The 26,346-nt window shown below is 61.1% G+C and carries 29 protein-coding genes; 11 read left to right on the plus strand and 18 right to left on the minus strand.

What is annotated here, in order from left to right:
• Window positions 1-77: 77 nt before the first annotated feature.
• The 7 genes from PhaeoP97_RS08970 to phaC all read right to left on the minus strand — a co-directional run bounded on the left by PhaeoP97_RS08970 (window position 78) and on the right by phaC (window position 8,633).
• On the minus strand, window positions 78-2,441 hold the full coding sequence (locus PhaeoP97_RS08970) for a xanthine dehydrogenase family protein molybdopterin-binding subunit (protein ID WP_072504790.1): 2,364 nt from the start codon (window positions 2,439-2,441) through the stop codon (window positions 78-80).
• Between the two features lie 189 nt (window positions 2,442-2,630).
• Window positions 2,631-3,116, minus strand: a complete 486-nt coding sequence (locus PhaeoP97_RS08975) for a (2Fe-2S)-binding protein (RefSeq protein WP_027247004.1) — start codon at window positions 3,114-3,116, stop codon at window positions 2,631-2,633.
• Between the two features lie 118 nt (window positions 3,117-3,234).
• Window positions 3,235-4,239 carry a molybdopterin-binding protein gene (locus PhaeoP97_RS08980; RefSeq protein ID WP_072504791.1) on the minus strand — a complete coding sequence of 335 codons (1,005 nt, stop codon included), beginning with the start codon at window positions 4,237-4,239 and terminating at the stop codon, window positions 3,235-3,237.
• A complete protein-coding gene (locus PhaeoP97_RS08985; RefSeq protein WP_072504792.1) occupies window positions 4,236-5,246 on the minus strand; it encodes an XdhC family protein in 1,011 nt (336 codons plus the stop codon). The genes PhaeoP97_RS08980 and PhaeoP97_RS08985 overlap by 4 nt, the downstream gene beginning before the upstream one ends.
• A 187-nt stretch (window positions 5,247-5,433) precedes the next feature.
• On the minus strand, window positions 5,434-5,991 hold the full coding sequence (phaR, locus tag PhaeoP97_RS08990; protein WP_072504793.1) for a polyhydroxyalkanoate synthesis repressor PhaR: 558 nt from the start codon (window positions 5,989-5,991) through the stop codon (window positions 5,434-5,436).
• 236 nt (window positions 5,992-6,227) lie between these two features.
• Window positions 6,228-6,671 (minus strand): phasin, PhaP, encoded by a 444-nt coding sequence (locus PhaeoP97_RS08995; protein ID WP_072504794.1) that lies wholly within the window; start codon window positions 6,669-6,671, stop codon window positions 6,228-6,230.
• Window positions 6,672-6,803: 132 nt separating this feature from the next.
• Window positions 6,804-8,633 (minus strand): class I poly(R)-hydroxyalkanoic acid synthase, encoded by a 1,830-nt coding sequence (gene phaC / locus PhaeoP97_RS09000; RefSeq protein ID WP_072504795.1) that lies wholly within the window; start codon window positions 8,631-8,633, stop codon window positions 6,804-6,806.
• A 145-nt stretch (window positions 8,634-8,778) separates the two neighbouring features.
• Here phaC and phaZ point away from each other — a divergent pair, with 145 nt between their 5' ends.
• Together phaZ and PhaeoP97_RS09010 are read left to right on the plus strand one after the other, a co-directional pair.
• Window positions 8,779-10,053 (plus strand): polyhydroxyalkanoate depolymerase, encoded by a 1,275-nt coding sequence (gene phaZ, locus PhaeoP97_RS09005; protein WP_072504796.1) that lies wholly within the window; start codon window positions 8,779-8,781, stop codon window positions 10,051-10,053.
• Window positions 10,054-10,118: 65 nt separating this feature from the next.
• On the plus strand, window positions 10,119-10,691 hold the full coding sequence (locus PhaeoP97_RS09010; protein ID WP_072504797.1) for a DUF6151 family protein: 573 nt from the start codon (window positions 10,119-10,121) through the stop codon (window positions 10,689-10,691).
• 20 nt (window positions 10,692-10,711) lie between these two features.
• Here PhaeoP97_RS09010 and PhaeoP97_RS09015 read toward each other — a convergent pair whose 3' ends face one another.
• The 4 genes from PhaeoP97_RS09015 to PhaeoP97_RS20800 form a co-directional block, all read right to left on the minus strand.
• Complete coding sequence (locus PhaeoP97_RS09015; RefSeq protein ID WP_072504798.1) at window positions 10,712-11,587, minus strand: alpha/beta fold hydrolase; 876 nt, start codon at window positions 11,585-11,587, stop codon at window positions 10,712-10,714.
• A 6-nt stretch (window positions 11,588-11,593) separates the two neighbouring features.
• Window positions 11,594-12,037 (minus strand): VOC family protein, encoded by a 444-nt coding sequence (locus PhaeoP97_RS09020; RefSeq protein WP_072504799.1) that lies wholly within the window; start codon window positions 12,035-12,037, stop codon window positions 11,594-11,596.
• Window positions 12,038-12,143: 106 nt separating this feature from the next.
• Window positions 12,144-12,923, minus strand: a complete 780-nt coding sequence (locus PhaeoP97_RS09025) for an alpha/beta hydrolase (protein WP_072504800.1) — start codon at window positions 12,921-12,923, stop codon at window positions 12,144-12,146.
• Between the two features lie 39 nt (window positions 12,924-12,962).
• Window positions 12,963-13,091, minus strand: coding sequence for a hypothetical protein (locus PhaeoP97_RS20800; protein ID WP_257786522.1), 129 nt, complete (start codon window positions 13,089-13,091; stop codon window positions 12,963-12,965).
• Window positions 13,092-13,165: 74 nt separating this feature from the next.
• On the opposite strand from PhaeoP97_RS20800, the gene PhaeoP97_RS09030 reads away from it, so the two are divergent.
• The 6 genes from PhaeoP97_RS09030 (at window position 13,166) to PhaeoP97_RS09055 (ending at window position 19,050) form a co-directional block, all read left to right on the plus strand.
• Complete coding sequence (locus PhaeoP97_RS09030; RefSeq protein ID WP_072504801.1) at window positions 13,166-14,170, plus strand: Lnb N-terminal periplasmic domain-containing protein; 1,005 nt, start codon at window positions 13,166-13,168, stop codon at window positions 14,168-14,170.
• A 185-nt stretch (window positions 14,171-14,355) separates the two neighbouring features.
• The gene (thrS, locus tag PhaeoP97_RS09035; protein ID WP_072504802.1) at window positions 14,356-16,302 is read left to right on the plus strand and encodes a threonine--tRNA ligase; all 1,947 of its coding nucleotides are present in this window, start codon (window positions 14,356-14,358) and stop codon (window positions 16,300-16,302) included.
• 233 nt (window positions 16,303-16,535) lie between these two features.
• On the plus strand, window positions 16,536-16,841 hold the full coding sequence (locus PhaeoP97_RS09040; RefSeq protein WP_014880417.1) for a BufA1 family periplasmic bufferin-type metallophore: 306 nt from the start codon (window positions 16,536-16,538) through the stop codon (window positions 16,839-16,841).
• Window positions 16,842-16,909: 68 nt separating this feature from the next.
• Window positions 16,910-17,758 (plus strand): MNIO family bufferin maturase, encoded by an 849-nt coding sequence (gene bufB, locus PhaeoP97_RS09045; RefSeq protein WP_072504803.1) that lies wholly within the window; start codon window positions 16,910-16,912, stop codon window positions 17,756-17,758.
• Window positions 17,755-18,510 carry an HvfC/BufC N-terminal domain-containing protein gene (locus PhaeoP97_RS09050; RefSeq protein WP_072504804.1) on the plus strand — a complete coding sequence of 252 codons (756 nt, stop codon included), beginning with the start codon at window positions 17,755-17,757 and terminating at the stop codon, window positions 18,508-18,510. Before bufB ends, PhaeoP97_RS09050 begins: the two co-directional genes overlap by 4 nt.
• 3 nt (window positions 18,511-18,513) lie before the next feature.
• A complete protein-coding gene (locus tag PhaeoP97_RS09055; protein WP_072504805.1) occupies window positions 18,514-19,050 on the plus strand; it encodes a DoxX family protein in 537 nt (178 codons plus the stop codon).
• A 77-nt stretch (window positions 19,051-19,127) separates the two neighbouring features.
• On the opposite strand, the gene PhaeoP97_RS09060 is transcribed toward PhaeoP97_RS09055, so the two are convergent.
• Complete coding sequence (locus PhaeoP97_RS09060) at window positions 19,128-19,496, minus strand: hypothetical protein (protein WP_072504806.1); 369 nt, start codon at window positions 19,494-19,496, stop codon at window positions 19,128-19,130.
• A gap of 40 nt (window positions 19,497-19,536) precedes the next feature.
• Window positions 19,537-19,857 carry an ArsC/Spx/MgsR family protein gene (locus PhaeoP97_RS09065; protein WP_072504807.1) on the minus strand — a complete coding sequence of 107 codons (321 nt, stop codon included), beginning with the start codon at window positions 19,855-19,857 and terminating at the stop codon, window positions 19,537-19,539.
• 222 nt (window positions 19,858-20,079) lie between these two features.
• On the opposite strand from PhaeoP97_RS09065, the gene PhaeoP97_RS09070 reads away from it, so the two are divergent.
• The gene (locus PhaeoP97_RS09070) at window positions 20,080-20,286 is read left to right on the plus strand and encodes a cold-shock protein (protein ID WP_072504808.1); all 207 of its coding nucleotides are present in this window, start codon (window positions 20,080-20,082) and stop codon (window positions 20,284-20,286) included.
• 123 nt (window positions 20,287-20,409) lie between these two features.
• Here the strand turns inward: PhaeoP97_RS09070 and PhaeoP97_RS09075 are convergent, their stop codons facing one another.
• Genes PhaeoP97_RS09075 through PhaeoP97_RS09095 form a run of 5 tightly spaced genes read right to left on the minus strand, consistent with a single transcriptional unit; the run spans window position 20,410 to window position 25,241 of the window.
• On the minus strand, window positions 20,410-21,876 hold the full coding sequence (locus PhaeoP97_RS09075; protein ID WP_072504809.1) for an aldehyde dehydrogenase: 1,467 nt from the start codon (window positions 21,874-21,876) through the stop codon (window positions 20,410-20,412).
• A gap of 11 nt (window positions 21,877-21,887) precedes the next feature.
• Window positions 21,888-22,925 (minus strand): LLM class flavin-dependent oxidoreductase, encoded by a 1,038-nt coding sequence (locus PhaeoP97_RS09080; protein WP_072504810.1) that lies wholly within the window; start codon window positions 22,923-22,925, stop codon window positions 21,888-21,890.
• A 13-nt stretch (window positions 22,926-22,938) separates the two neighbouring features.
• On the minus strand, window positions 22,939-23,862 hold the full coding sequence (locus tag PhaeoP97_RS09085) for a flavin reductase (RefSeq protein ID WP_072504811.1): 924 nt from the start codon (window positions 23,860-23,862) through the stop codon (window positions 22,939-22,941).
• Complete coding sequence (locus tag PhaeoP97_RS09090; RefSeq protein ID WP_072504812.1) at window positions 23,849-24,667, minus strand: alpha/beta fold hydrolase; 819 nt, start codon at window positions 24,665-24,667, stop codon at window positions 23,849-23,851. The genes PhaeoP97_RS09085 and PhaeoP97_RS09090 overlap by 14 nt, the downstream gene beginning before the upstream one ends.
• Complete coding sequence (locus PhaeoP97_RS09095; protein ID WP_072504813.1) at window positions 24,639-25,241, minus strand: amino acid synthesis family protein; 603 nt, start codon at window positions 25,239-25,241, stop codon at window positions 24,639-24,641. The genes PhaeoP97_RS09090 and PhaeoP97_RS09095 overlap by 29 nt, the downstream gene beginning before the upstream one ends.
• Before the next feature lie 102 nt (window positions 25,242-25,343).
• Between PhaeoP97_RS09095 and PhaeoP97_RS09100 the strand changes: the two genes are divergently transcribed.
• Both PhaeoP97_RS09100 and PhaeoP97_RS09105 read left to right on the plus strand, forming a co-directional pair.
• Window positions 25,344-26,054, plus strand: coding sequence for a GntR family transcriptional regulator (locus PhaeoP97_RS09100; protein WP_072504814.1), 711 nt, complete (start codon window positions 25,344-25,346; stop codon window positions 26,052-26,054).
• Window positions 26,047-26,340, plus strand: coding sequence for a DUF1330 domain-containing protein (locus PhaeoP97_RS09105; RefSeq protein ID WP_072504815.1), 294 nt, complete (start codon window positions 26,047-26,049; stop codon window positions 26,338-26,340). The genes PhaeoP97_RS09100 and PhaeoP97_RS09105 overlap by 8 nt, the downstream gene beginning before the upstream one ends.
• Window positions 26,341-26,346: the final 6 nt, after the last annotated feature.

A 26,346-nucleotide genomic window follows, 5' to 3' on the forward strand; every position in this document is an offset into this window, starting at 1 on the left:
TTTCCGAAAACCGGCTGGCCGGCTGTCATCTTTCCGAAAATACTCCGGGGGTATGGGGGCAGCGCCCCCATGAACCCTTAGCCATTCATCGCCGCCCAAACCCGCGCGGGGCTCAGCGGCATGTCGATATGGGTGACATCCTTGCCCGCCGATTGCAGCGCGTCTACCACGGCATTGACCACCGCAGGCGGGGTGCCAATGGCGCCCGCCTCACCGCAGCCCTTCACGCCCAATGGGTTATGCGTGCAGGGCGTCTGGCAGGAATGATCGACGGTGTAGAATGGCAGATCATCGGCGCGCGGCATGGCGTAATCCATGAAGGACGCCGACAGTAGCTGCCCGTCATCGTCATAGACGCACCCCTCCAACAGCGCCTGACCGATGCCCTGGCCAATGCCGCCATGGACCTGGCCGTCGACGATCATCGGATTGACGATATTGCCAAAGTCATCCGCCGCGGCAAAGCGCTCGATGGTGACTTTTCCGGTGTCAGGATCAACCTCCACCTCGCAGGCATAGGCACCCGAGGGATAGGTGAAGTTCGCCGGATCATAGAACGCTGTTTCCTCCAGCCCCGGTTCGATATCCTCCAGCGGATAGTTATGCGGCACATAGGCTGCGAGGGTCACATCGCCCCAGGCCAGCGATTTATCTGTGCCGGCAACAGTGAACTGACCGTCCTTCAGCTCGATATCGGCGTCCGAGGCCTCCAGGATATGGGCCGCGATTTTCTTGGCCTTGGCGATGATCTTCTCGGTCGCGCGCACCATGGCAGAGCCACCCACCGCCAGCGAGCGCGAGCCATAGGTGCCCATGCCCATCGGCGCCTTATCGGTGTCGCCATGTTCGATCTCAACCATATCCTCGGGGATGCCGATCATATCGGCGATCACCTGCGGGAACGACGTCTCATGCCCCTGCCCATGGCTGTGGCTGCCGGTCATGACCACAATGCCGCCGGTGGCATTCACCCGCACTGTCGCACTTTCATACAGGCCCGCGCGGGCGCCCAGCTGCCCAACGAGGTTGGAGGGCGCGATGCCGCAGGCCTCGATATAGCAGTTGACGCCAAGCCCCCGCAGCTTGCCTTTGACCTTGCTGGCAGCACGGCGCGAATCAAAGCCGGCGAGATCAGCGATCTCCTCCAGCTTGTCCATCGTCGCCACATAATCCCCGGTGTCATATTCCACCGCCACCGGCGTGGCATAGGGGAATTCAGTGATGAAGTTCTGGCGACGCAGTGCAATCGGGTCCACGCCCAGCTCGCGCGCGGCCTTATCAATGACGCGCTCCAGCTGATAGGTCGCCTCCGGTCGACCAGCGCCACGATAGGCATCAACGGCAACGGTATTGGTGAACACAGCCTTCACGTTCACGTAGATCAGTGGCGTCTTGTAATTGCCGGCCATCAGCGTGCCATGCAGCCAGGTTGGAACCGAGGGCGCAAAGGTCGACAGATACGCGCCCATATTGGCATAGGTTTCGGTGCGCAGCGCGGTGAAGGTGTTGTCCGCGTCCAGCGCCAGCTCAATCTTGGTCACGTGATCGCGGCCATGGGCGTCAGACATAAACGCCTCCGACCGCGAGGAGGTCCATTTGACCGCCCGGTTCAGGGCCTTGGCGGCAAAGGTGCAGAACGCCTCTTCGGCGTAGTGGAAGATCTTGGAGCCAAACCCCCCGCCCACATCCGGGGCCACAACGCGCAGTTTATGCTCGGGGATGCCCAGTACAAAGGCGCCCATCAGGAGACGGATCACATGCGGGTTTTGCGAGGTGGTATAAAGCGTGCTGTCGCCGGTGGCGCGGTTGAAATCTCCAACCGCCACGCGCGGCTCCATCGGGTTGGCAACCAGACGGTTGTTGACCAGCTCCAGCGTGGTGACATGGGCCGCCTCCTTGATGGCCTTGTCCACAGCATCGCGGTTTTCCTCGACAAATCCCCAGTCATAACAGAGGTTTGAAGTCAGATCGTCATGCACCTTTGTGGCGCCATCCTTGATCGCTTCTTTCATATTGATGACGGCAGGCAGGTCCTCGATCTCGACCGCGATGGCCTCTGCGGCATCGCGCGCCTGCTCGGCCGTTTCGGCGACAATGGCAGCGATGGGATCGCCGACATGGCGCACCTTACCCTGAGCCAGAACCGGGTGAGCCGGTTCCTGCATCACCTCGCCATGACGGTCGGTCACCTGCCAGCCGCAGGGCAGCCCGCCGACGCCTTCAAAATCAGCGCCGGTAAAGATCCGCACCACACCGGTCATGGCGGCTGCGTCAGAGGTATCAACCGAGGTCAGTCGACCATGGGCCACATCCGAGCGCAGGAAATGCACATAGGCTTGGCCACGCATATTGATGTCATCTGTGTAATTGCCGGTTCCGGTCAGGAACCTCACGTCTTCGCGCCGTTTTGGGCTGGCGCCGATGCCGCTATCCTTTGGCATTGTCCAAATCTCCTCCCTGGACGGTCTGCGCGGGGCAGACCTCTTGGTCATGCTTTGGTTCTGTCTGTCGCCGGATGCCCCTTGCGGGATCTGTCCGATGCCCGGCCGCGTCTTGTGGCGGCCTGTTGCGAAATCTGCTGGGTTGCTGCGGTCAGATGCCTCTTTGCATCGCCCGCATCCTGTCGCGCGTTATTCCGCGGCGAGGACAGAAACATCCTGACCCGAGGCCGCCATGATCGCCTTGACGATATTGTGGTAGCCGGTGCAGCGGCACAGGTTGCCCTCAAGGTATTCGCGGATTTCCTGTTCGCTGGGTTTTGGGTTGTCCTTCAACAGCGCGGCGGCGGACATCACCATGCCCGGCGTGCAAAACCCGCATTGCAACCCGTGGTGGTCCTGAAATGCCTGCTGGATCGTGTTCAACGTGCCATCTGGGGCGGCCTGCCCCTCGATCGTGGCAACATCTGCGCCGTCAGCCTCTGCCGCCAGCATGGTGCAGGCTTTCACCGCCTTACCATCCACATGGACGACGCAAGCGCCGCATTGGCTGGTGTCGCAACCGATATGGGTGCCGGTCAGCCCCAGTTCCTCTCGCAGGAAACCGGACAGCAGCGTGCGCCCCTCGACCTCTCCGCTGGCAGTCCGACCGTTTACGGTCATTGTGACTTTCACCATCAACTCCTCCCTTGGCTCGCATAAACTCGCTGAACGAAGTTAAGCACGGGGAGGTTGCTGGCGCGAAGCATTAATCGCAGCGTCACGACTAAAGTCGCAGGGAACCGCCAAGGCCCGCTCAGACGTCGCTGCGGCGTGGGCGGGGGCGTGTGGGGATTTCTTTCAGCAAACCGCCAACACCCATGGCGGCGATATCGGCACTGCTGACATCGATCCCGCAGACCAGCCGTTCCAGCACCCAATCGGCGCCATTCAAGGCGGGCGAGCGCGCACAGCCCGGCAGGCCCAGCACCGGACGCCCCGCTAGATGGCCGAGGAACAGCAGGTTGCCCGGATCCACCGGCATGCCAAAGCGCGTGACCTCTCCGCCCGCGGCACGCACGGCGGCGGGTGCCACATCCACCGGGTCCGAGGTGGCAGACCCGGTGAGGACCAGGATCAGATCGCTGTCAGCGCCAACCGTTTGCAGGGCCGTCGCCAGCTCTGCCTCGCGGTGCGGCACTACCTGCCGGGGGGCCATCGACATGCCGAACCGGTCGAGCCGTCCGATCATCGCCGCGCGCCCCTTGTCTGGCGGGGTCTCCGCGCTGGTGCGGGTTTCGATCAGGGTGGCGCGGCGCAGCTGTGGCGAGATGAGGCGGATCGCCCCGGCCACATCACGGGTGGCGGCTGCAAGCGCGCTGTCCTCCACCGCGTAGGAGATGATCTTGGCCGTGGCCACCATCCCCCCCGCATCTGCGCGGTGATAATCGGGCACGGTCGCCAGCGTGATCATCGGATCGACCGCATTCAGCGCATTGATCCGTTCAGCATCGACCCGGATCAGACCGGGGCCAAGCGCATAAAGGTTGACCCGCCCTGCCCCGGCACCGGAGATCCGCAGACCCAAGGCTGCGGCGTCGGGCAGCAGCGCCTCTGCCAGCATCTCTGCGGCACGGTCCTCGTGGATATCGCCCGGTTCCAGCTGCGCCACGGTCAGTTGTCGATGGCCAGCGGCGGCAAGATCGGCCAGATCCTGCGCCGCCAGCCTGGTGCCCTTGGCGATACGATGCTCCGCGCCCTGCAGGGAATGCGCCAGATAACAGCCTGACGCCTCATTCAGGGGCAGCGCGCCAAAGATCATAGGCTGCGCCCGCGCAGGGTGGCCGTCATCTCGGCAATGATGGACACAGCGATTTCAGCCGGCCCAGCGGCACCGATATCCAGGCCGATGGGGCCGTTGATGCGATCAATAGCGGCTGCGTCAAATCCGGCCTCCTGCATCCGCGCGACCCGTTTGGCATGAGTGCGGGTTGATCCCAACGCACCGATGTAAAAACACTCCGAGCGCAGGGCGACCTCCAGCGCGGGGTCGTCAATCTTCGGATCATGGGTGAGCAGCACAACGGCGGTACGTGCATCGGGCGCAAGCTGCGCCATCGCCTCATCCGGCCAATCCTCCGTCAGTGTCTCTCCCGGAAAGCGGTCGGCGGAGGCAAAGGCCGCGCGCGGGTCGATAATCACGGGGTCATAGCCCGCAATGCGCGCCATCGGCACCAGCGCCTGCGCGATATGCACCGCGCCCACCACGATCAGCCGCAGGGGCGGATTATGGACCGCAACAAAAGTCTTGCCATCCACCTCGACCCCTGATTGGTCCATGCGCTTGCGATCAGTGTAGCCATCCGCGTCCAGATGTCCCGCGCCACTGTCGAGATCGACAACATAGGCCACCGCGCGGCGTTCGGCGCGGGCGGTGACCAGATCAGCCAGCGTGCCCTCGGCCAACGTGCCGCCGATGGGTTCAACCAGAATGCGGATGGTGCCGCCACAGGCAAGCCCCACGGCAAAGGCATCCTCATCGCTGACGCCAAATTCAAGGAGCTGATGACGGCCTGAAGCAATCGCCTCCTGCGCCGCAAGAATCACCGCGCCCTCGACACAGCCGCCTGAGACGGAGCCTTCGATCCGACCATCACTGGCGACCACCAGTTGGGAACCGGTGCGACGCGGGGCAGATCCCCAAGTCTCCACCACTGTAGCAAGTGCCGCGCCCCGGCCGTTTTTCTGGCAGGTCTCCTTCCCCGCCCGGTGCCAATCGAGCGCCGTTTCAGGAATATTATCAAAGCGCTGCAAACCGGACGTAGACATAAGAAACCTCTGGGTTGGGGGGCGAATGCCGCGTCATGATCCATCGCAGGACGAAGCCGACCACAAACAGGGCGGGTCGTGACCAGACGGGGATAGTCTAGCGCCAGTGCGCAACAAGCGGGAACAAAAACACAAGAGCGACCCCTGCGACTTTGGTCGCGGGGCGGCTCTGGGGGTGTCGCTCGGATCACTTTAGTTTGGACAGCTTGTCCTGTAGTTCAGCCAACTGGCGCTTGATGTCGTCCAGCCCATCACCATCGCCGCTTCCGCCAGCCTCTTCAGTGCTGCTGCCCTGTGGCCAAGTGCCAGAAAACCCGCCCGTCATCGCCTTCAGGAACGCTTCCTGCTGGGCTTTCATCGCCTCAAACCCCGGCATCTGTGCCATTGGATTCATCGCGCTCATATTCTCGACCATCTTGCTTTGGTTTTCGCGCAGCATCTCGAACGAGCTTTGCAGGAACTGCGGCATCACACCACCACCGGGCACCATATAGCTGCGCACCAGATCGTTAAGCACATTGACCGGCAGAATGTTTTCGCCCCGGCTTTCGTGTTCAGCGATGATCTGCAGAAGATACTGACGCGTGAGGTCGTCGCCGGATTTCAGATCAACGATCTGGACCTCCCGGCCTTCGCGGATAAACCCGGCGATATCCTCCAGCGTGACGTAGTCGCTGGTCTCAGTATTATAAAGCCGCCGGCTGGCATATCGTTTGATCAACAAGGGCTTATCCTTATCCGGCATGTCGCTTCTCCCCAGACATGATGCGTTGCAGCAAAGCCTATGCGAGTGCAGAACAAAAGGGAAGCGTTACGCCTGGTGGCGCAACAAATGATCGCCGGATTCAATATCAACGCGTTGACCCTTTGGGAATGCGCCGCCCAAACGAAAAAGGGGCAGGTCCGGTGACCTGCCCCTCTTCAGTGCAAAGAGATCTCATGGGGAGGAGTGCGAAACCTCTTTACACACACACTCAGCGCTTACTTCGCTGCGGCTTTTTTCGCAGCAGTGGTCACGTCATCGGTGGCCTTTTTCACAGCGGCGGACGCCTCTTCGGACATGTCTTTGCCAGCCGACATCAGCAGCTCAACCGTGTCCATCTGGACCTTTTTAGCAACTTCAGCAAAGGCTGCCATGTTTTCAGCTGCGACTTCTGCGGACGCAGAAGCGAAATCGGTTGCCGCTTTTGCATAGTCAGCAGGCTCGGTCTGTGCTTTGGACACGCCACCCAGCTTGTTCAGGGTTTCTTTGGCCCAGCTGTTGGAAATCTCGGCAGATTTTTCGGCAGCCTGCAGAGCAACGCTGGACAGTTTTTCGTTCAGGGCTGCGGTGGTCTTGAACGCATCTTCCATCGCGGTTGTGTCAACCGGGAACGCACCCATCATGTCTTTCATCATCGCGGTAAAATCTTGGGTCTTAGCCATTGTACTGGTTCCTCTTGGTTACGCGGCCAGATCGTTCTGCCGCCTTCGCATGACATCAATATTGTTTCTGCATTGCAGCATTTCAAGATTTTTCTTGCTGCAATGCAGAATAATTTGCGAAATCGCGCGAAATCAGGAGGTTGCCTGACGGCTTGCCTTGACCCGCACATAGTCGCCCGGCGCAGGTGTCAGCGGTGAATGCTGCGAATCGCCCGGATCACGGGCCTCGACCTGCTTGCCAGATCGTTTGGAAAGCCATCCCTCCCAACGTGGCCACCAGGAACCTTCGTGAAAGCTGGCCGCCTCCATCCAGGCATCGGCATCGCCCTTGAGATCGGTATTGGTGTAATGGCCGTATTTGTTGCGGCTCGGCGGGTTGACGATGCCCGCGATATGACCAGACTGCGCCACGACAAAGGTCTTGGACCGCGACCCCATCTGCTGCACGCCGCGATAGCAGTCTTTCCAGCGGGCGATATGGTCAGTCTCGCAGGTGATTGCCATCACCGGCACGGTCACATCGCGCACATGCAGCGTGTGGCCCATCAGCTCAAACCCGTCACGCACAAATTCATTGCGTTGGCACAGGCCGCGCAGATATTGCATCGCCATTCTGCCCGGCAGGTTTGCCCCGTCGCCGTTCCAGTATAGCAGGTCAAAGGCGGGTGGCGTCTCCCCCATCATATAGCTGCGGATCGCAGGCCCGTAGACCAGATCGTTGGAACGCAGGAAGGAAAACGTCCGCGCCATGATATAGGACCGCAGCAGACCGTTGTTGGTGATCTCCTCCTCGATTCCATCGATGAAATCATTTTGCAGGAAGGGCGTGAATTCCCCCTGATCGGAGAAATCCGTCAGCGCCGTAAAAAACGTCGCCGATTTGACCGAGGTATCGCCCCGCTGTTTCAGAAGCGACAGCGTCAGGCATAGGGTGGTGCCCGCGATGCAGTAGCCGACAGCATTGACCTGTTTGACCTTGCAGATCGACTTGGCGGCTTCAATCGCAGTCAGGAAGCCTTTGTCGACGTAATCTTCCAGCCCCAGTTCGGCCTGCTCCGGGCCGGGGTTGAGCCAGGACACCACAAACAATGTATAGCCCTGTTCGGTCACCCATTTGATCAGGCTATTCTGTGCCTTGAGGTCGAGGATATAGAATTTGTTGATCCAAGGCGGGAACAGCACGATGGGGATCTCATGCACGGTTTCCGTGGTGGGGCGATATTGGATCAGCTCCATCATCTCGTTGCGGAACACAACTTCACCGGGTGTGGTAGCGATATTGCGGCCAATTTCAAAGGCGCTCTCATCCGCAAGCCGCACCACCAATTCGCCGTCGTTGGCCTCCAGATCGGCAACCAGATTCTCCAGCCCATTGATCAGCGACTGGCCTTCCGTTTCCACCGCTTTTTCCAGCGCGTCGGGGTTCGTCGCCAGAAAATTGGTGGGGGCCATCATCTGTACAATCTGATCGGCAAAATAGCCAAGCCGACGTTTGTCGAGTTCGTCCAGATCCTCAACCTCGGCCACGGCGTTGCGGATCGTTTCGGCGTTGGTCAGATATTGCTGCTTGATGTAGTGAAAATACGGGTTGGATTGCCACATAGGATTGCCAAACCGCCGATCAGCGGGTTTGGGTTCATCCATAACTTTGGGACCCTCGCCTTCGAGGGATTTTGCAAAAAGCGTCTGAGCTTCGGCGAAATTGACCACCGCCTGTCCCCAATACGACACCTGATTTTCGAGCAGCTTGGCCGGATTCTTGGCCATCTCGGACCAATAGGCTGTTGCTGCGCGTGCAAAAAGCTCCTGATTCGGACCATCCAGAGATGTGGGGTGAGATTTTTTCTGAGCAAGGACATCCATCAGGCGTTTTGAAAGTTGCTCAACCTGCTCCATGTTTTTTTTAATTCGTTCAATATGTTCCGGCGATACTGCCGGATCCGTACTGTCGCTTGTTGTCATCTTAACAAATCCCCCGTAATCTTTCTGCTATGCAGAATACTGTCCGCCCATCATACGACAAAGTCGTGAAACATCCGATGGGTTGTGACACAACCGCACGTGGATTCAGATCGGATCTGGGCGGTCAACGCAATGGAGATATAACATGCGTTACATGATGTCGTACGATCTGATGGAAACCATGCGCAACACCAACCAGTGGCTTGGCGCAACGGCCCTATCTATGGCGTCAAACCCCGCCCTTGCCGCAATCCCCAATCCAGCCCTTAGCTGGATGGCCGCCTGGGGCGAGGTCACAGAACGCAGTTATCAGCGTATGGTGACCAAGCCGGACTGGGGCATCTACACCCAGACCTGTGCTGATGGCCGCGATCACGTGGTGGAGATCGACACGGTGGTGGAACGCCCCTTTGGCGATCTGATCCACTTCCGCGTGGCAGGCCGCGCCGAACAACCACGCAAGGTCCTGCTGGTCGCCCCGATGTCCGGGCACTACGCAACCCTGCTGCGCTCCACCGTCAAGAGCCTGATCGAAAATTGCGAGGTCTATGTCACCGACTGGCATAATGCGCGCGATATTCCGGTGTCCGCAGGCAAATTCGATATCGAAGATTATACGCTCTACCTCGTTGATTTCATGCGTGAGATGGGCCCCGACACCCATGTGATTGCGGTCTGTCAACCAGCCCCGCTGACATTGGCCGCCACCGCCTATCTGGCGGAACAGGACCCGGAGGCGCAGCCCTGCTCGCTGACGTTGATCGGCGGGCCGGTGGATCCCGATGCGACACCCACAGATGTCACCGATTTTGGCCGCCGGGTCACCATGGGCCAACTGGAAGAGACTATGATCCAGCGCGTCGGCTTCAAGTATAAGGGTGTGGGCCGCAAGGTTTATCCGGGCCTGTTGCAGCTCAGCTCCTTCATGTCGATGAACGGCGAGCGCCATTCCAAGGCGTTCATGGACCAGATCCAGCGGGTCAGCCGGGGCGAGGCATCGGATCACGATGCCCATAACCGGTTCTATGATGAATATCTCGCGGTGATGGACATGACGGCAGAGTTCTATCTTTCCACCGTGGAGCGTGTCTTCAAAGGGGGCGAAATCGCGCGCAATGAATTTATTGTGGCCGGACACAAAGTGGATATTGGCAAGATTACCAATGTGGCGGTCAAGACCGTCGAAGGTGCCAATGATGACATCTCCGCCCCCGGCCAGTGCATCGCGGCGCTGGATCTCTGTACCGGTCTGCCGGAGGCGAAGAAGGCCAGCCATGTGGAACCGGGTGCGGGACATTATGGCATCTTTGCCGGACGCAGCTGGCGCGATAACATCCGCCCGCTGGTGATTGAATTCATGAACGCCAACGCCCGCAAGACAAAGACACCGGCTGCAAAACGCGCCAAGGCCAACGCCTGATCGGTTAAGGTCGGGCGCAACCACTCATAAACGGGCGTTGCGCCCCAACCGAGGATTTACTGGCGATGGCTGACCCGCTGATATTTGCATGTGACTGCGGCAAAATCCGTGGCGAGCTGTCCCAAGACGCGCGCAAGGCAGGCACCCGCATCGTCTGTTTCTGCGCCGATTGCCGCGCCAATGAGATCTATCACAACCAGCCTGACCCGGCCCCCGGCCCGGTCGATCTGTTTCAAGTCAATCCCGACGGGCTAACATTTCATCAAGGTGAGGATCTGCTGCGGCTCATGCGGCTCAGCCCGAAGGGGTTGTTTCGCTGGTACGCAGGCTGCTGCGGCACACCAATGGCCAATACGCTGGCGAAACCCACGCTGCCCTTTGCCGGAATACGTTCAGATCGGTTTGTCGATAAGAATGCCCTTGGCAAGGTGCGCGCGCGGGCATTTGTACAGAAACCGGGCAAACAACCGCGCACCGAAGGCGCATTTCGCATGGTCACCTCTCTGCTTAGCCGGATGATTTCGGCACGGCTGTCGGGCCGTTGGAGAGAAACCCCCTTTTTCGACATCGAGAGCGGCGAACCGGTATCAAAGCCAGAGGTGATCAGCAAAAAAGAGCGCGCAGCCCTGCTCCGCTAGACCTCTTACAATCTACTGATTTAGCTGGTCTTTAGTGGGTTGGTCAGCGTCAATGGCGGCAGTGGTGGCGCTGAGGACTGCGCCTCGCCCGCTGCGGCGATTGCGATATCCGGCACCGGGTCTGACCTTTCGTCCTGACGGGGAGTGACCTCCGCCAACCACTCGGCCATGGCGCCGGTCACCTGATCCGGTTGCTCCAGCGTTGGCAGATGGCCTGCCCCCTCAACTACACGTAGCCGGGCGTTTGGCATCAGGGCAGCCATGAATTCATGACGTTTCAGCGGGGTCAGCCGGTCCTGCGCACCGCAGAGGATCAGCGTCGGCCCTTTGAAACGGCGCAGCGCCGCCTGCTGATCAGTGCGCCGCTGCAAAGCCCGCGCCTGCGCCACAAACAGCTCTGACCCAAGGGCGCAGCCCTGCTTGTAGATCATGTTGAGGATATCAAGCCGCTGTGGCGACGGCGCCAGACAGTCTACCGGCAGGCAGCTGCGCAGAACATCCTCCAGCCGACCACTGCGGGCTGCGATGATCAGCGGCTCCCACTCAGCGGCCTGCGTCGGCGTATCGGGCAAGGGGCTGGTCGATATCAGGCAAAGCCTGCTCACCCGCTCCGGCGCGCGACGCAGGATTTCCATCGCAACGATGCCGCCCATCGACAGCCCGGCCAGCGAAAACCGCGCAGGCAGCTGTGTCAGCAGATGATCGGCGATGGTCTCAATCCGCTCGCCCCCCAGCAGCGGCGCCACCATGGTTGGCATCACACCAGAGAGCGCCCGCAGCTGCGGCACGAAGACCTCTGCCGTGCCCATCAGCCCCGGCAGCATCACTAAGGGGGCAATGCCCTGCCCGCCTGCGCGCGTTTCGGTCTGCCCTGCTCCGCCCTGCTGATCTGCCACCTGCGCCTATCCCCCTGCCTCGGTCCCGTAGCCGTTCCAGCGAAACGCGCCTGCGTCAGACAGCGGCGAGAACGGGTTATGCGCGATTTCCCAGATATGGCCGTCAGGGGCGCGAAAATAGCCGATGGTGCCCCCCCAGAACACCTCTCCTGCCGGGCGCAGGACGCTCGCGCCCGCCGCCTCGGCCTTGGCCAGAAGCGTGGCCACATCCGCAGCACTGCGGGTGTTGTGGCTCAGGGTCATCGCCCCGGTGCCCAGGTCTTCCACCGGCAGGCCGATGTCCTCAGCGAGCGCCGCCAGAGGATACAGCCCCAAGGTCTGCGAAATCAGGTCAAACGCAATGACGCCATCGGGGCTCTCCGCCCGCTGCCAGCCAAGCGCCTCGTAGAAGGCTGCGGCCTGCTCCATATCCGGCACCCCAAGGGTGATCAGGCTGATGCGTTGTTCCATCGGTTCCTCTCCTGCCCGTGGCGTCCCTGATGAGGGAGGCCTCGTATTTTCGATAACTCGTGGTGCGCGTTAGGATGCCCCCTGCGAAGGGCGCTCTCCTTCCAGCTTAGCTGATCCCATCCGCGCCAGATAGCCCCAGAACCTCTGCAACAGCCGTTTCGATCAGGGCCAGACAGGCGGGATCCGAAAACCGGTGATCGGCATCTTTGACCAGTTGCAGGCGCATATCGGCGCAGCTGGCATGATCCAGCAACCGCAGCGCGGTTTCCGTGCTGACGGCAGTATCGGCGGTGCCTTGCAGGCAGCGCACCGGCATCGACATCACCAGCGGATCGCGCAACACCAGATGGTTGCGCCCATCCTCGATCATGCGTTTGGTGATCACATAAGGCTCCATATAGTCGCTTGGCAGTTCGACCTGCCCGCGCGTCTCCAGCTCCGCTTTCTGGGTATCTGTGAAATTGGCCCAATAGCCATCCTCGGTAAAATCAGGCGCGGCGGCGATGGTGACCAGACCGGCCACCCGTTCGGGCAGGGTCCGCGCCAGCAAGAGCGCCTGCCAGCCACCCATGGAGGATCCAACCGGCAGAATTTGCCCCTTCGTCAGCGCCTGAACCGCCGCCAGCGTGTCCTGATGCCAATCGCCAATGCAGCCCTCTTCAAACGTGCCGGAGCTTTCGCCGTGGCCGGAGTAATCAAACCGCAGAAAGCCTAGCCCCCGCGCCTTGGCCCAGGCTTCCAGATGTATCGCCTTGGTGCCTTCCATGTCGGATTTCAGTCCGCCCAGAAACACCACCGTGGGCGCCGTTGCATCGCTGCTTGCGGGGGTCAGATGATAGGCCAGGCGGCGGCCCGTATCGGTGTCCAGAAATTGGGTTGCGGCCATGGTCTCCCCCGCGCTGAAAATATGCCAAATCACATACCCTCAGATCTGCCACGGCAACAGCGCCACGGCAATGGCGTGTTTCACCGAAGCCCTATGCGATGTCAGCACAGGTTGGCCAAGATGCAGCGCGGCAACGCCTTCGCGTTTGGCGACTTTTGTCCGGCGCAAGAGCCTTGCGACCCATCGCCGCCCTGCATAGGGTCCGCGCGATATTCCTATTTGCCCCGATCAGGAGCCAGCCCTTGCCCCGTGCCCTTCGTCTTTTCTGTCTCGGCCTCCTCTGCCTGCTGATCCTTTTGACCACCCTCTGGGGGGCCATGGCGCTGTGGTATCGGCTGCCCGTCGACAGCCTCTGGCGTACAGCTGCGGCCTCCGGCTTTGAGGGCCTCGGTCTGGCAACCCTCTGGGCGGTGATCCGGGGCCGCGCGCTGCGTGGGCTGTCGACCTTCTGTCTCGCGCTTGCGGCGCTGATCTGGTGGTGGTCCAGCCTGACCCCACCGGCCGAGGCGCATTGGTCGCCCGATGTTGCGCGGCAGGTCACTGGCACCCGCGACGGCGATATTCTGACGCTGACAGATGTGCGCAATTTCGACTGGACCACCCCAACCGAATTCACCCCCCGCTGGGAAACCCGCAGCTATGACCTCAGTCAATTGAACAGCGTCGATCTCTTCATGTCCTATTGGGCGGGGCCGGAAATGGCGCATATGGTGGTCAGCTTCGGCTTTGAGGATGGCGCACATATTGCCTGGTCGGTTGAGGTGCGGCGTCAGGTCGGCGGCGGTTTCTCCCCCATCGCGGATCTGTTCAAGACCAACACGCTGGTGCTGATCGCCGCCGATGAGCGCGACGTTGTGGGCACCCGCACCAATGCCCGCGGCGAGGATGTGCAGCTGTTTCGCATCAATACCGATCCGGACACGACCCGTGCGCTGCTGATGCAATATGTCGAGGCCGCCAACCGGCTGGCCGCACAGCCGCAGTGGTACAACTCGCTCACCTCAAACTGCACCACCGTGGTCATGACGATGATCCGCACCATCGTTGAGGACGTGCCGCTGGACTGGCGGGTGCTGGCCAATGGCTACCTGCCCGAATACGCCCATGATCAGGGGGTACTGGCTGCAGGCTACAGCACCGAGGAGCTGCGCAAGCGCGGCAGTATCACTGCCAAGGCGCAGGCCCAGGGCATCACGCCAGACTACTCAGCCCTGATCCGCGAAGGCGTGCCAGTCCCCGCCCCCTAAGTCCGACCCGTGATCCAGCCCCCTGATCTGGCTTTTGCATCTTCTGGCAAAAATATCCCGTGGCGGGCGCGGGGCAGGCCCCTCGCCCGCTTGACAGCCTCGCGCGCCCCTGCCAAACGGGAAAAACACATATAACCCGCAACCGGGCGTTCAGTGGGCGCCAAACCGACGAGGAGTGCCGATCTATGGCCCAAATCTCTCTCACCTTCCCCGATGGCAATGCACGATCCTATGACGCAGGCGTCACCCCTGCCGAGGTCGCCGCGTCCATCTCGACCTCGCTGGCCAAGAAGGCAATCTCCGCCACCGTGAACGGTGCGCATTGGGATCTGCAGTGGCCCATCGATTCCGATGCCGCCATCGCCATCCACACAATGAAAGACGAAGAGCAGGCCAATGAGCTGATCCGTCACGATCTGGCCCATGTGATGGCGCGCGCGGTGCAGGAGATCTGGCCCGACACCAAGGTCACCATCGGCCCGGTGATTGAAAACGGCTGGTACTACGACTTTGATCGCGCGGAGCCATTCACCCCCGAAGATCTCGGCACCATCGAAAAAAAGATGAAAGAGATCATCAACAAACGGGATGCCGTCCGCACCGTGGTCTGGGAGCGCGACCGCGCGATCCAGCACTACACCGACAACAATGAACCCTATAAGGTCGAGCTGATCGAGAGCATCCCCGGCGATGAGCCGCTGCGGATGTACTGGCATGGCGACTGGCAGGACCTTTGCCGTGGCCCCCACCTGCAGCACACTGGCCAGTTGCCGGGTGATGCCTTCAAGCTGATGTCCATCGCAGGCGCCTATTGGCGCGGCGATAGCGACCGCGCCATGCTGCAGCGGATCTATGGCGTTGCCTTCACCGGCAAGGAGAAGCTGAAAGCGCATCTTCACATGCTGGAAGAGGCTGCCAAGCGCGATCACCGCAAGCTTGGCCGCGAGATGAACCTGTTCCACATGCAGGAAGAGGCTCCCGGCCAGATCTTCTGGCATCCCAACGGCTGGAAAATCTATACCACCTTGCAGGACTACATGCGCCGCATGCAGGACCGCGACGGCTATGTGGAGGTCAACACCCCGCAGGTGGTGGACCGCAAACTTTGGGAAGCCTCCGGCCACTGGGACAAATACCAGGAAAACATGTTCATCGTTGAGGTCGACGAGGATCACGCCCGTGAAAAGGCCGTGAACGCGCTGAAGCCGATGAACTGCCCCTGCCACGTGCAGGTGTTCAATCAGGGCCTCAAATCCTACCGCGATCTGCCGCTGCGCATGGCCGAGTTTGGCTCCTGTGCGCGCTATGAACCCTCGGGCGCGCTGCATGGCATCATGCGGGTGCGCGGATTTACGCAGGACGATGGCCATATCTTCTGCTCCGAGGATCAGATCGAGTCGGAAACTGCAAAATTCATCGCCTTCCTGTCCAAAGTCTATGCTGATCTCGGTTTCCACGATTGGACCATCAAGCTCTCGACCCGCCCGGAAAAACGGATCGGCAGTGATGAGAGCTGGGATCTGGTCGAGAAGGCCCTTGGTGATGCCTGCAAGGCGGCGGGCTATGAGTATGAGCTGCTGGAGGGCGAAGGTGCCTTTTACGGTCCCAAGCTGGAATTCACCCTGACCGACGCCATCGGCCGGAACTGGCAGTGCGGCACCCTGCAGGTAGATCCTAACCTGCCGGAACGGCTGGATGCGAATTTCATCGGTCAGGACGGCAGCAAGCATCGCCCGTTCATGCTGCACCGCGCCACGCTGGGCAGTTTTGAACGCTTCATCGGCATCCTGATCGAAGAACACGCAGGCAAGCTGCCGTTCTGGCTGGCCCCGCGTCAGGTGGTTGTCGCCTCCATCACATCGGATGCAGATGACTATGTGAACGAAGTGGTTGAGACCCTGCGCGCCGCCGGTGTGCGGGCCGAGGCCGACATCCGCAACGAGAAGATCAACTACAAGGTCCGCGAGCATTCGGTGGGCAAGGTGCCTGTCATTCTGGCCGTGGGCCACCGCGAAGTCGAGGAGCGCACCGTTTCCGTCCGGCGTCTTGGCGAGAAGCAGACCAAGGTCGAAGCGCTGGACGCTGTAACAAAAGCATTGGCGGTTGAGGCAACTCCGCCGGATCTTCTGTAACATTTCTGCGGTCTTTTGCTGATCTTTACCGATTTACCGGCCCCCACTTGCGGGGCCGGTTTCTTTTTGCGCATGTTTTAAGGGTTATGCAGCTTCTGGTATGTCATACCCGCTCACAGCTGCTGACGCCCGCGTGAGACACAGGCTCGTGAATTCAAAGACTTCTCGGCCTGAGCTAATGTCTGACTTGTAACACCACCCTCGCAACCAAGTTCCAAAGAAGGAAGACACCGATGTCCAACACTGCAAAATCCCTCGCCGTCGCTGGTGCCGTTGCTGCCGCGCTGACCTCTGCCATGGTCACCCCGGCTGCCGCCCAGTCCAAAGAGAAATGCTATGGCGTCTCCCTCGCCGGTCAGAATGACTGCGCCGCCGGTCCCGGCACCACCTGCGCCGGCACCTCCACCGTTGACTATCAAGGCAACGCCTGGACCCTGGTGGACGCAGGCAGCTGTGAAGGCATGGACCTGCCTGCAATGGCGGATGGCGGCGACCGCAAGGGCTCGCTGGAGCCGCTGGAGCGTGACCTGCCTGCATAAGCAAAGGCTTAAGGCCGAGGGCGGGGGTAGTCTCCCGCCCTTTCTGTAACCGGATCAGAGGACCTGCCATGCTGGACGCCGCCCCTTTCCTGCCTGCTGCCACAGGTGTTGGCTACAAGCCGCAGCATTTTGCCGATATCCTCGCCGATGCAGGCCCGGTGAAATGGCTGGAAATCCACGCCGAAAACTACATGGGCGACGGTGGCCGCCCGATCGCGCAGCTGCGCCACCTCAGCGAACAGTTTGCCATCTCCGTCCATGGCGTCGGCCTCTCCATCGGCGGCGAGGGGGCACTGGATGCCAATCATCTGGCACGGCTGAAACATCTGGTCGGCTGGCTCAATCCCGCCAGTTTTTCTGAGCATCTCGCCTGGTCCACCCATGACAGCCATTTTTACAACGATCTGCTGCCGCTGCCCTATACAGATGCCACGCTGGCGCGGGTCTGCGATCATATCAATCAGGTGCAGGACACCATCGGCCGCCGGATGCTGCTGGAAAACCCCTCCAGCTACCTCGCTTTTGCCGAGAGCAGCTGGTCCGAGCCGGAGTTTCTGACCGAGATCACCCGCCGCACCGGCTGCGGGCTGCTGCTGGATGTGAACAATGTCTTTGTCTCCGCCACCAATCTCGATTTTTCGCCTCAGGGTTATATCGACGCCTTTGCTCTGGATCAGGTCGGTGAAATCCACCTTGGCGGCCATGACGAGGATGAGGACGACCACGGCAAGCCGCTGCTGATCGACAGCCACGGCGCTGAGGTGGTGGATCCGGTCTGGGCGCTGCTGGATTATACGCTGGCGAAATCCGGCCCCAAACCTGTGCTGGTCGAATGGGACACCGATGTGCCCGACTGGCCTGTGTTGGCAGCTGAGGCCACCCGCGCCGCAACCGCGCTGGAGCGCGTGTCGGCATGACTGTAAGCCAGACAGAATTCACCCACGCCATGATGGATGCGGGCCAGCCGGTGCCCGAGGGACTGCTGGATGCGACCGGCCAGCCTGCCGGGCGGCGGTTCAGCGTCTATCGCAATAATATCGCGGTCTCCCTTTCCGAGGCGATGCAAAGCGCCTTTCCCCTGATAGGGAAGCTGCTGGGTGAGCAGAACCTCGACGGGCTGGCGGGCATGTACCTGCGCGCCCATCCGCCCTCCTCGCCGCTGATGATGCACTATGGCGCTGAATTTCCCGCGTTTCTCGCCGGGATGGAGCAGCTGAAACACCTCGGCTATCTGCCCGATGCGGCGCGGCTCGACCTCGCCCTGCGCCGGGCGTATCACGCAGGCGACGCCACAGCGGTTGCCCCGGCGCGTCTGGCAGCCCTGCCCCCGGAGGCGCTGATGGCGACCCGACTGACGCTGGCCCCCGCCGTTGCCCTGCTGCGCTCGCCCTGGCCGGTCTATGACATCTGGCGCTTCAACACCGAAGAGAACGCGCCAAAACCCCGGCATATGGCGCAGGATGTGCTGATCACCCGGCCCGAATTCGACCCCATCATTCAGGAGCTACCTCCGGGTGGCGCGGACTGGATCACCGCCCTCACCTCCGGTGCCACATTGGAAGAGGCCCTGACCGAGGTGCAGGCCGACCACCCGGATTTCGACCTCTCACACCCGCTCGCCCTGTTGCTGCAAGGCGGTGCAATCATTGACCTAGATCGCAAAGGATAACCGATGCACGCGCTTGTTTCCTCCTACACCTCTCTCACCGGCAGGGCCGACAGATTGTCGGCGTTCCTCGTCCCAACCCTGGCGCGGCTGGTTTTTGCGGCGGTCCTGTTGGTTTACTACTGGAACTCCGCCGGGCTGAAGACGGACGGGTCGATCTTCTCGCCCTCCGCCGGGGCCTTCGGCCAGATCTTCCCCCATGCGGCTGAGGCAGTGCTCTATGATGTCTCCCAGCTCAATATCTTTCAGCGGCTGGTGATCTTTGCCGGGACAGTGGCAGAATATGTCCTGCCTGCACTGATCCTGGTCGGGCTGCTCACCCGGCTTGCCGCCCTTGGCACTATTGGCTTCATCTGGGTGCAGACCATCGTCGATGTGACCGGCCATGGCGTCAAGCTGGGCAGTCTTTTTGACAATGCCATCGGTCTGGTGGATCAGCGGGTTATGTGGACATTCCTACTGCTGGTTCTGGTGTTCAAGGGCGCAGGCCCGCTGTCGCTGGATGCGCTGGCGCGGCGCGCCACGGCACCTGCCGCCGCCTGACCTGCTGAGCTCTCAAACACAAAAGGCGCCCTGCATCCGCAGCGGCGCCTTTTTTCATGACCGTTAGTCACCTCGGGTCAGAAATGCGCCTTCGGCTCATCCGGTTTGCCCGCCGCCAAGGCCAGCAACCCGCCCAGAAGCGCCAGTGAGATCGGGAAGATGGTAAAGACGTTCAAGCCGAACCCGGCATATAGCCCTGCCGCCGACGCAAGCAGCAGCACCCCGCCCCACAGCGCGCGGGAGATTGCCATCGCGCCGCCCGCCAGCGCCAGAATGGGCGAGATCACCGCCAAGAGCCGCAGCTGATCAACATTCTCGACCTGCCGGGCAATCCCGTCGACCTCACCAAAATACGCCACGGCGGCGGTATAGCCATAGCCCGCAAACCCAACCACCATCCCAATCAGCCCGGCCACGATGCCCAGCACCAGCGCTGCATTGCGCATTGCCGCTCTCCTCATCTACTCTGGAACTGACATGGGGATCCTAGCCCTCAACGCCAAGGGCCGCCTTGGTTTTGGCATCCCAGCCGAGATGCAGATCGTCCCCTGATTTGATTAGCGGACGTTTCATCAGCGTAGGATGGGCCTTAAGCAGCGCCATGGGATCCTCCGCCCGCTCCGCCTCGCTCAATCCGCGCCATGTGGTGGAGCGGTTATTGACCAAACGGTCGCCAAACTGCGCCAGCGCTGCGGTGAGAATGGCATCAGGCACACCATCGGCGCGCACATCGACCAGCTCCGCCTCCGGCAACTGTTTCAGCGCCTTGCGACAGGTGTCACAGGTCTTCAATCCGTATAGCTGCACGTTTTTTCCTTTCCCGAGGGGGCCACTCAACACAATTTATGGTAGAGCCACACTGTTTTGCTTGATTTTTACACGGTCCGTGCAAAAGTTAAAACCGGGTTGGGAAAGAATTCCCCCAACCTGTTTTGTCAGCACACTGCGGCAGAACCGATCACACCGCCCTGTAACGCAAAAATACTGTGTATTCAGAGCGGATCACTAACAAGAAGGAGACACGGGAACATGGCAAGTGGCACCGTGAAATGGTTCAATACAACCAAGGGCTATGGCTTTATCGAGCCTGAAGGCGGCGGCAAAGACGTGTTTGTACACATCTCACAGGTTGAGCGATCTGGACTTACCGGTTTGGCGGATAATCAGAAAGTCGATTTTGAGATGTCCGAGGGGCGTGACGGTCGCCAGATGGCCAGCGACATCCGCCCCCAATAGATGAAGATTCGGCTGCGCCGGGATCTAACCGCGGGCGCAGCCAATCTGTTGTGGGCCGGGACTGGCTCCGTTTGTGTTCGGTTCCGCCCCAGTCTCGCAACAGTCTCGCCTCTGGCACCATCATCACCGCATCACAAACGGATCCGGGATCGGGTCATCGCTGGTGCGCAACCAGACTGTCTTGACCCTTGTGTAGTCCAGTGCTGCCTGTAGCCCACCCTCGCGGCCATGACCGGACAGCCCTTGCCCGCCAAAGGGCGCAATCGGGCTGACGGCACGATAGGTATTGACCCAAACAATGCCTGCACGAATGCCCCGGATCATCCGGTGCGCCCGTGTCAGGTCGCGGGTAAACACGCCAGAGGCCAGCCCATGGGCGGTATCATTGGCCAGCGCCAACGCCTCTGCCTCGGTGTCAAATCCGCACACCGACAGGACCGGACCAAAGAATTCCTCCCGCAAACAGGGCGCCTCGGGTGCCTCAGAGCAATCGAGTATGGTCGGTGGAAAGAAATTGCCCTCCCCCTCCAGCGGCTGGCCTCCGGTCACGATCCGCGCACCCGCTGCAAGTGACGCTGCCACCAGCTCTACGGCCCGGCGCATTTGCGCGTCGGTGCAAAGCGGACCGACCTCGGTCTCGGGTAGCTCTGGCGCACCAATGCGGATGTTTTCGGCCTTTTCCTTCAACCGGTGCAGAAACTGCGCCTTGATCTGATTGGAAATAATCAGCCGTGAACCGGCCACGCAGCTCTGTCCCGTAGCGGCAAAGATGGCAGAGACCTGCGCATTGACCGCGCTGTCGATGTCGACATCCTCAAACACGATAAAGGGCGATTTTCCGCCCAATTCCAACGAGGTGGAGGCAAGGTTTTCCGCCGAATTGCGCACCACATGGCGGGCGGTGTCCGGCCCGCCGGTAAAGGCGATGTGATCAATGCCAGGATGGGCTGTCAGCACCGCGCCGCAATCCGCACCAAAACCGGTAATGGCATTGAGCACACCGCGTGGAAAACCGGCCTGATCAAAGATGCGGGCAAATTCCAGCAGCGGCGCAGGCGCTTCCTCAGACGCTTTCAGCACCACAGTGCAGCCCGCTGCCAGTGCCGGGCCGATCTTGACCGCCGCCAGAAACAACTGCGAATTCCACGGCACCACAGCCGCCACCACCCCAAGCGGTTCGCGGCGCAGCCAGACCTCTATATCCGGTTTATCAATCGGCAGATGGGCGCCTTCGATCTTGTCCGCGAGGCCCGCGTAATAGCGATAGTAGTCGGCCACATAGGCAATTTGGGCCGAGGTTTCGCGGATGATCTTACCGGTATCGCGGGTCTCCAACTGGGCCAGGGTCTCTGCATTCTCTGCAATCAAATCGGCCAGCCGATAAAGCAGCTTGCCGCGCCCAGTGGCGGTCATGCCCGCCCAATCCGGCGCGTGGAAGGCCGCGCGCGCGGCTGCAACCGCGGCGTCCACATCCGACGCACGAGCCTCTGGCATCATCGCCCAGACCTCTCCGCTTGCCGGATCACGGCTCTCAAAACGGGCGGAGCCATCGGAGAACACCCCGCCGATATATTGCTGGAATTGCTGCATGGTGATCCCCTTCAGGCAAAGGCCGGCATGACATCGCGGATGAACCGCTCAAGCGAGGCGCGCTTGCGTTCAAAACTCATGCCGCTGTCGATCCAGAAACTGTATTCATCATACCCGAGTGCCTCATATCCACGGATCCGGGCAATCGCATCCTCAGCGGTGGCGATCACATTGTCACGCAACATCGCCTCCGGCGAATAGAAGGGATGGGCCGCGATTTCGGCTTCGCTCAGCGGCGCGATCAGCCCCTGCGACACCGGGCGCTCGTTTTTGAACCAGGCGCCGAAGTAGCAGTAAAACCGGTTGATTTCTTCCGCCGCCTGCTGCGCATCGGCGGCATCTGCGGCAATATAGGTGTGGTTCAACAGCATGATATCCGGGCGCTGCACGTCAGGGTATTTGGCGCAGGCATCGTTGAACGTCTCGATCAGCCGGGTGATCTCCTCATCCCCTTGCCATAGCGGCGTCACCTGCACATGGCAGCCATTGACGACGGCAAATTCATGGCTGTTGGGATCGCGCGCGGCGACCCAGATCGGCGGGCCGTTTTCCTGTCGCGGCTTGGGTGAGGACGTCGTGGCCGGGAAGGAATGATAGGTGCCCTCCTGTGCGTGGTCACCCCGCCACAGCCCCTGGATCGCCGGGACCAGCTCCCGCATTCGCTGGCCTGCGTCCCAGGCATCCATACCCGGCACCATCCGTTCGTATTCGTAGCTATAAGCCCCCCGCGCAATGCCAAGTTCCAACCGCCCCTCGGTAATCAGATCGGTCATCGCCGCCTCTCCAGCCAGACGGATCGGATGCCAGAAGGGCGCGATAATCGTGCCGGTGCCCAACCGCACATGCCGGGTCTGGCGTGCCAGATCGACAAGGTTCAGAAACGGGTTTGGCGCGATGGTAAAATCCATCCCGTGATGCTCCCCGGTCCAGACCGCGTGCATTCCGCCATCGTCGGCAATCTTGGCCAGGGCGACGAACTCGTCATAGAGCCGCTGTTGATCCTGTTCCGCCGAGGTCCGTTCCATATGGACAAAAAGAGAAAAGCGCATGTGTCACCTGTCGTTATGCGATCTGGCGGATTTCGCCGCTGCGTTGATTGCCGGAATAAATCCCGAAATCTCCCAATGTTGCCTCGCGGGCGAACCGCTCCAGCATGGTCAGGATCGCCGGATCGCTGATGTCCTCAAGACCCGCTTCACCCGCTCCATCCTGCGCCAGCGGCACAAAGGTTCCGCGCACCGGCGCGCCTGCCCCTGCCTGACAGAGAAAGGCGATATGCTGGCGTTTGCGCGCTACATCCTCAAACACCGAATAGACAAAACCCGGCTCAGCCGTGAGCCCGGTGTCGGCGATCAGCTGGCGCACCGTGGCAGAGGCACCATCGGGACCTGCCAGCGCCTCTGGCAGCATCGCGCCACCTTGACCATCATCGACCAGCAGCACCTCTCCGTTGCGCTCAATCAATGCTGAGACCACCAGATCGGGACCGGTTCCGGCAGGCTCTGCCGTGGTGGCCGCCGTTACATAGGCACCACGCGCGTAGCCCAGCCCCGGATGCGGGCTGACGTCGAAGGCCTTCACCTCGCCAATCAGGATCACATGATCGCCCGCCTCAACCGTCTTGTGCAGGGTGCAGTCAAACCAGGCAGACACCCCGTCGATCAGCGGTGATCCCGCTGGTCCCTTGTGCCAGTTGACCCCGGCAAAGCGATCTTCGGCCGGTCGGGCAAAGGTGTTGGATATCTCAATCTGGGTTTCCGCCAGCACATTGACGGCAAACCCGTCGCCGTTGACCAGCGCATCATAATTGCGCGACTGGTTGGCCAAGCACACCAGCACCAGCGGCGGATCAAGCGAGACAGAGGTAAAAGAATTGGCGGTAAAACCAATCGGCTGGCCGCTTTGGTCATGCGAGGTCACAACCGTCACCCCGGTCATGAAACTGCCAAAGGCATGGCGCAAGGCGCGCGGATCAAGCGATGTCATGATACGTCTCCTCAGAGGGGATTGCCAGCCAGTCGCGCAGATGGGCCGTGACCACATCAGGCGCTGTCAGGTTCAGCATGTGGCGGTGGCCGGTGATGACGATGGCGCGTCCGTGCCGCACTTGCGCGGCCATCTCCTGCGCCATGGCCGGTGTGGAATTGGGATCGCCGTCGCCGGTAATGGCAAGGAAGGGGTAAGTGATCTCGTCCAGACGGTCGGCGTAAGTGGCATCGCCCCGCGCAAAAGCGCCATAGGCGGTGGCATAGCCTGCCGGATCAACCGTCCCCAGCCAGCCCGCAACCCGGTCGCGGGCGCTGATGTCAGCAGGCGTCTTACCAAACCAGCGCGCCAGCGGCGTTGCCAGATCCACCTGACCGGCCCCGATTTCGGCAGCACGGGCGAGCACAGCCGCGCGCGCCTGCGGTGTGCGGCGGTAGACGCCATTCAGCAGCGCCACCCGGCGGGTCATAACAGGATGGTCGACGGCAAAACCAGTCGCGATCAGCGCCCCCATCGAATGGCCAGCCAGGCTGACAGGGCCGAGATCCAGCGCCAGCACCACATCATGCAGCCAGCTCACGAAATCCGGCAGGTCACTGCCCGCAGGCAAGGGGTCGCTGCCGCCATGACCCGGCAGATCAAGGGCGATGACCCTGTGGCTGCGGCTCAGATCCGCAATCTGCGGTGCCCAGGCGGCGGATTGCATACCGACGCCATGCAACAGGACCAGCGGCGCACCCGCCCCGGTCTCCCGCAGGGCGACGGTAGGTCCAGCCTCAGACAGCTGCAGGGTTGTCAACGTCATGGCCAAGCTCTTTCAGGTCCTGATAGCGGTCGCCGATCCGGTGGTGCGGACGCCCCCCGATAGAGGCCCCCAGCGCGATCAGGATTTCGTCCGCCGCGGGCGCATCCGCAACCGAGGTCTGGATCGTCAGATAATGCGACCGCCTGCCCCCGTCGTTCTTGTCCATCAGCGGGATCATCAAGGGCGCATTGGCCGGCCCGCGCGTGTTGCAGAACGACAGATAGGATTTCGCCCCCACCGCATTGCGGTAATGATTGCCGAATTGCAGTGTGTGGATCAGGGCGGAGGCGTGTTCGACCTCGCCGCTCAACCCGACAATCGCGGATTTCCCATAGCCCTCAACCCGGTCACCGCCGCCTGAGGCCTCCAGAATCATCTCTGTCAGCAGGGTTCCCAGACCCGGTGCGCAGTCGCGGATCATCGGACCCAGATCCTCAACAAAGCCCTGCCCGGCCCAAGGGTTCCGAATGACCGCCATAGCCGCGATCAGCGTCAATGGTGTCGGCGCCGCCTTGCCGCCCTCAATCAGTGTTTTTTCAACATGAAGCAGCGTTTTGCGGATTTCTGCGGGCATGGGAATCTCCTGGTCGCTCGGTTAGCTCATATCATGGTATACCATTATACGATATGTCAATCATACTTGCCGGCCGGAAGCCGCGCTGCTATTGAGATCCCTATGAACACCAGCCAGACGACACTCCGCAAAATCGACAAAGCCCCGAAAACCCTGCGTGATATCGTGCAGGAGAGAATGCGCGAGGCCATCATTGACGGACATTTTGCGCCCGGTGAACGTCTGGTGGAACGTCCGCTCTGCGACCAGCTGGGTGTCAGCCGCACTGTCGTGCGCGAAACCATCCGCTATCTGGAGGCCGAAGGGCTGGTCGAGATTATTCCCAACCGCGGCCCTGTGGTTGCTCGGCTGTCCTGGGATCAGGCGCAGCAAATCTATGACGTACGCCGCCAGCTGGAAGGCTCTGCCGCAGCGGTCTGCGCCGCGGTCCAAGGCCCGGAATTTGCTGATGCACTCAGCCGTGCGCTGGCGGCGGTCAAGGTCACGATGAATGATACCGAATGGGGCAGCCTATTGCGGGCCACCACCGATTTTTATCGGCTTATCTTTCTGGAAGCGGGCCACAGTATTGCCTGGGACATCGTGCAGCGTCTGAATGGGCGGATCAGCCGGTTGCGGGCCCTGACCATCGCGGCAAAGGACCGCGAAACCTCTGGGATGAGCCATATGACCGCGATCCATGACGCCATCCTCAGCCGCGATCCTGACAGGGCGCGCAAGGCGGTTGAGGCGCATATTGCCGATGCGGCCCAAACTGCGCAGCGGTTTCTGAAAGAAACTGCGCCAGCAGCTGGAGAGGCGCCAAATGGCTAAAGGCTATTGGATCGCGTTTGTCACGGTCACCGATCCTGACCGCTATGCGGGCTATCAACAGCAGGCACCTGCCGCCTTTGCCAACTATGGCGCGCGGTTCCTGGCACAGGGTGGCGCGGCTGAGACGCTGGAGGGCACGGCCTATCAGCGTCATGTCCTCATCGAATTTGACAGCAAGGCCACCGCCCTCGCCTGCTACCACTCGCCCGAATATCAATCCGCCCGCACCCACCGACAGGCCGCCTGCACCGCGCAGATCGCTATCGTCGAGGGGCTAGAGCCATGAAGGACC

Source organism: Phaeobacter porticola (genome assembly GCF_001888185.1).
Taxonomy (GTDB): Bacteria; Pseudomonadota; Alphaproteobacteria; order Rhodobacterales; family Rhodobacteraceae; genus Phaeobacter; species Phaeobacter porticola.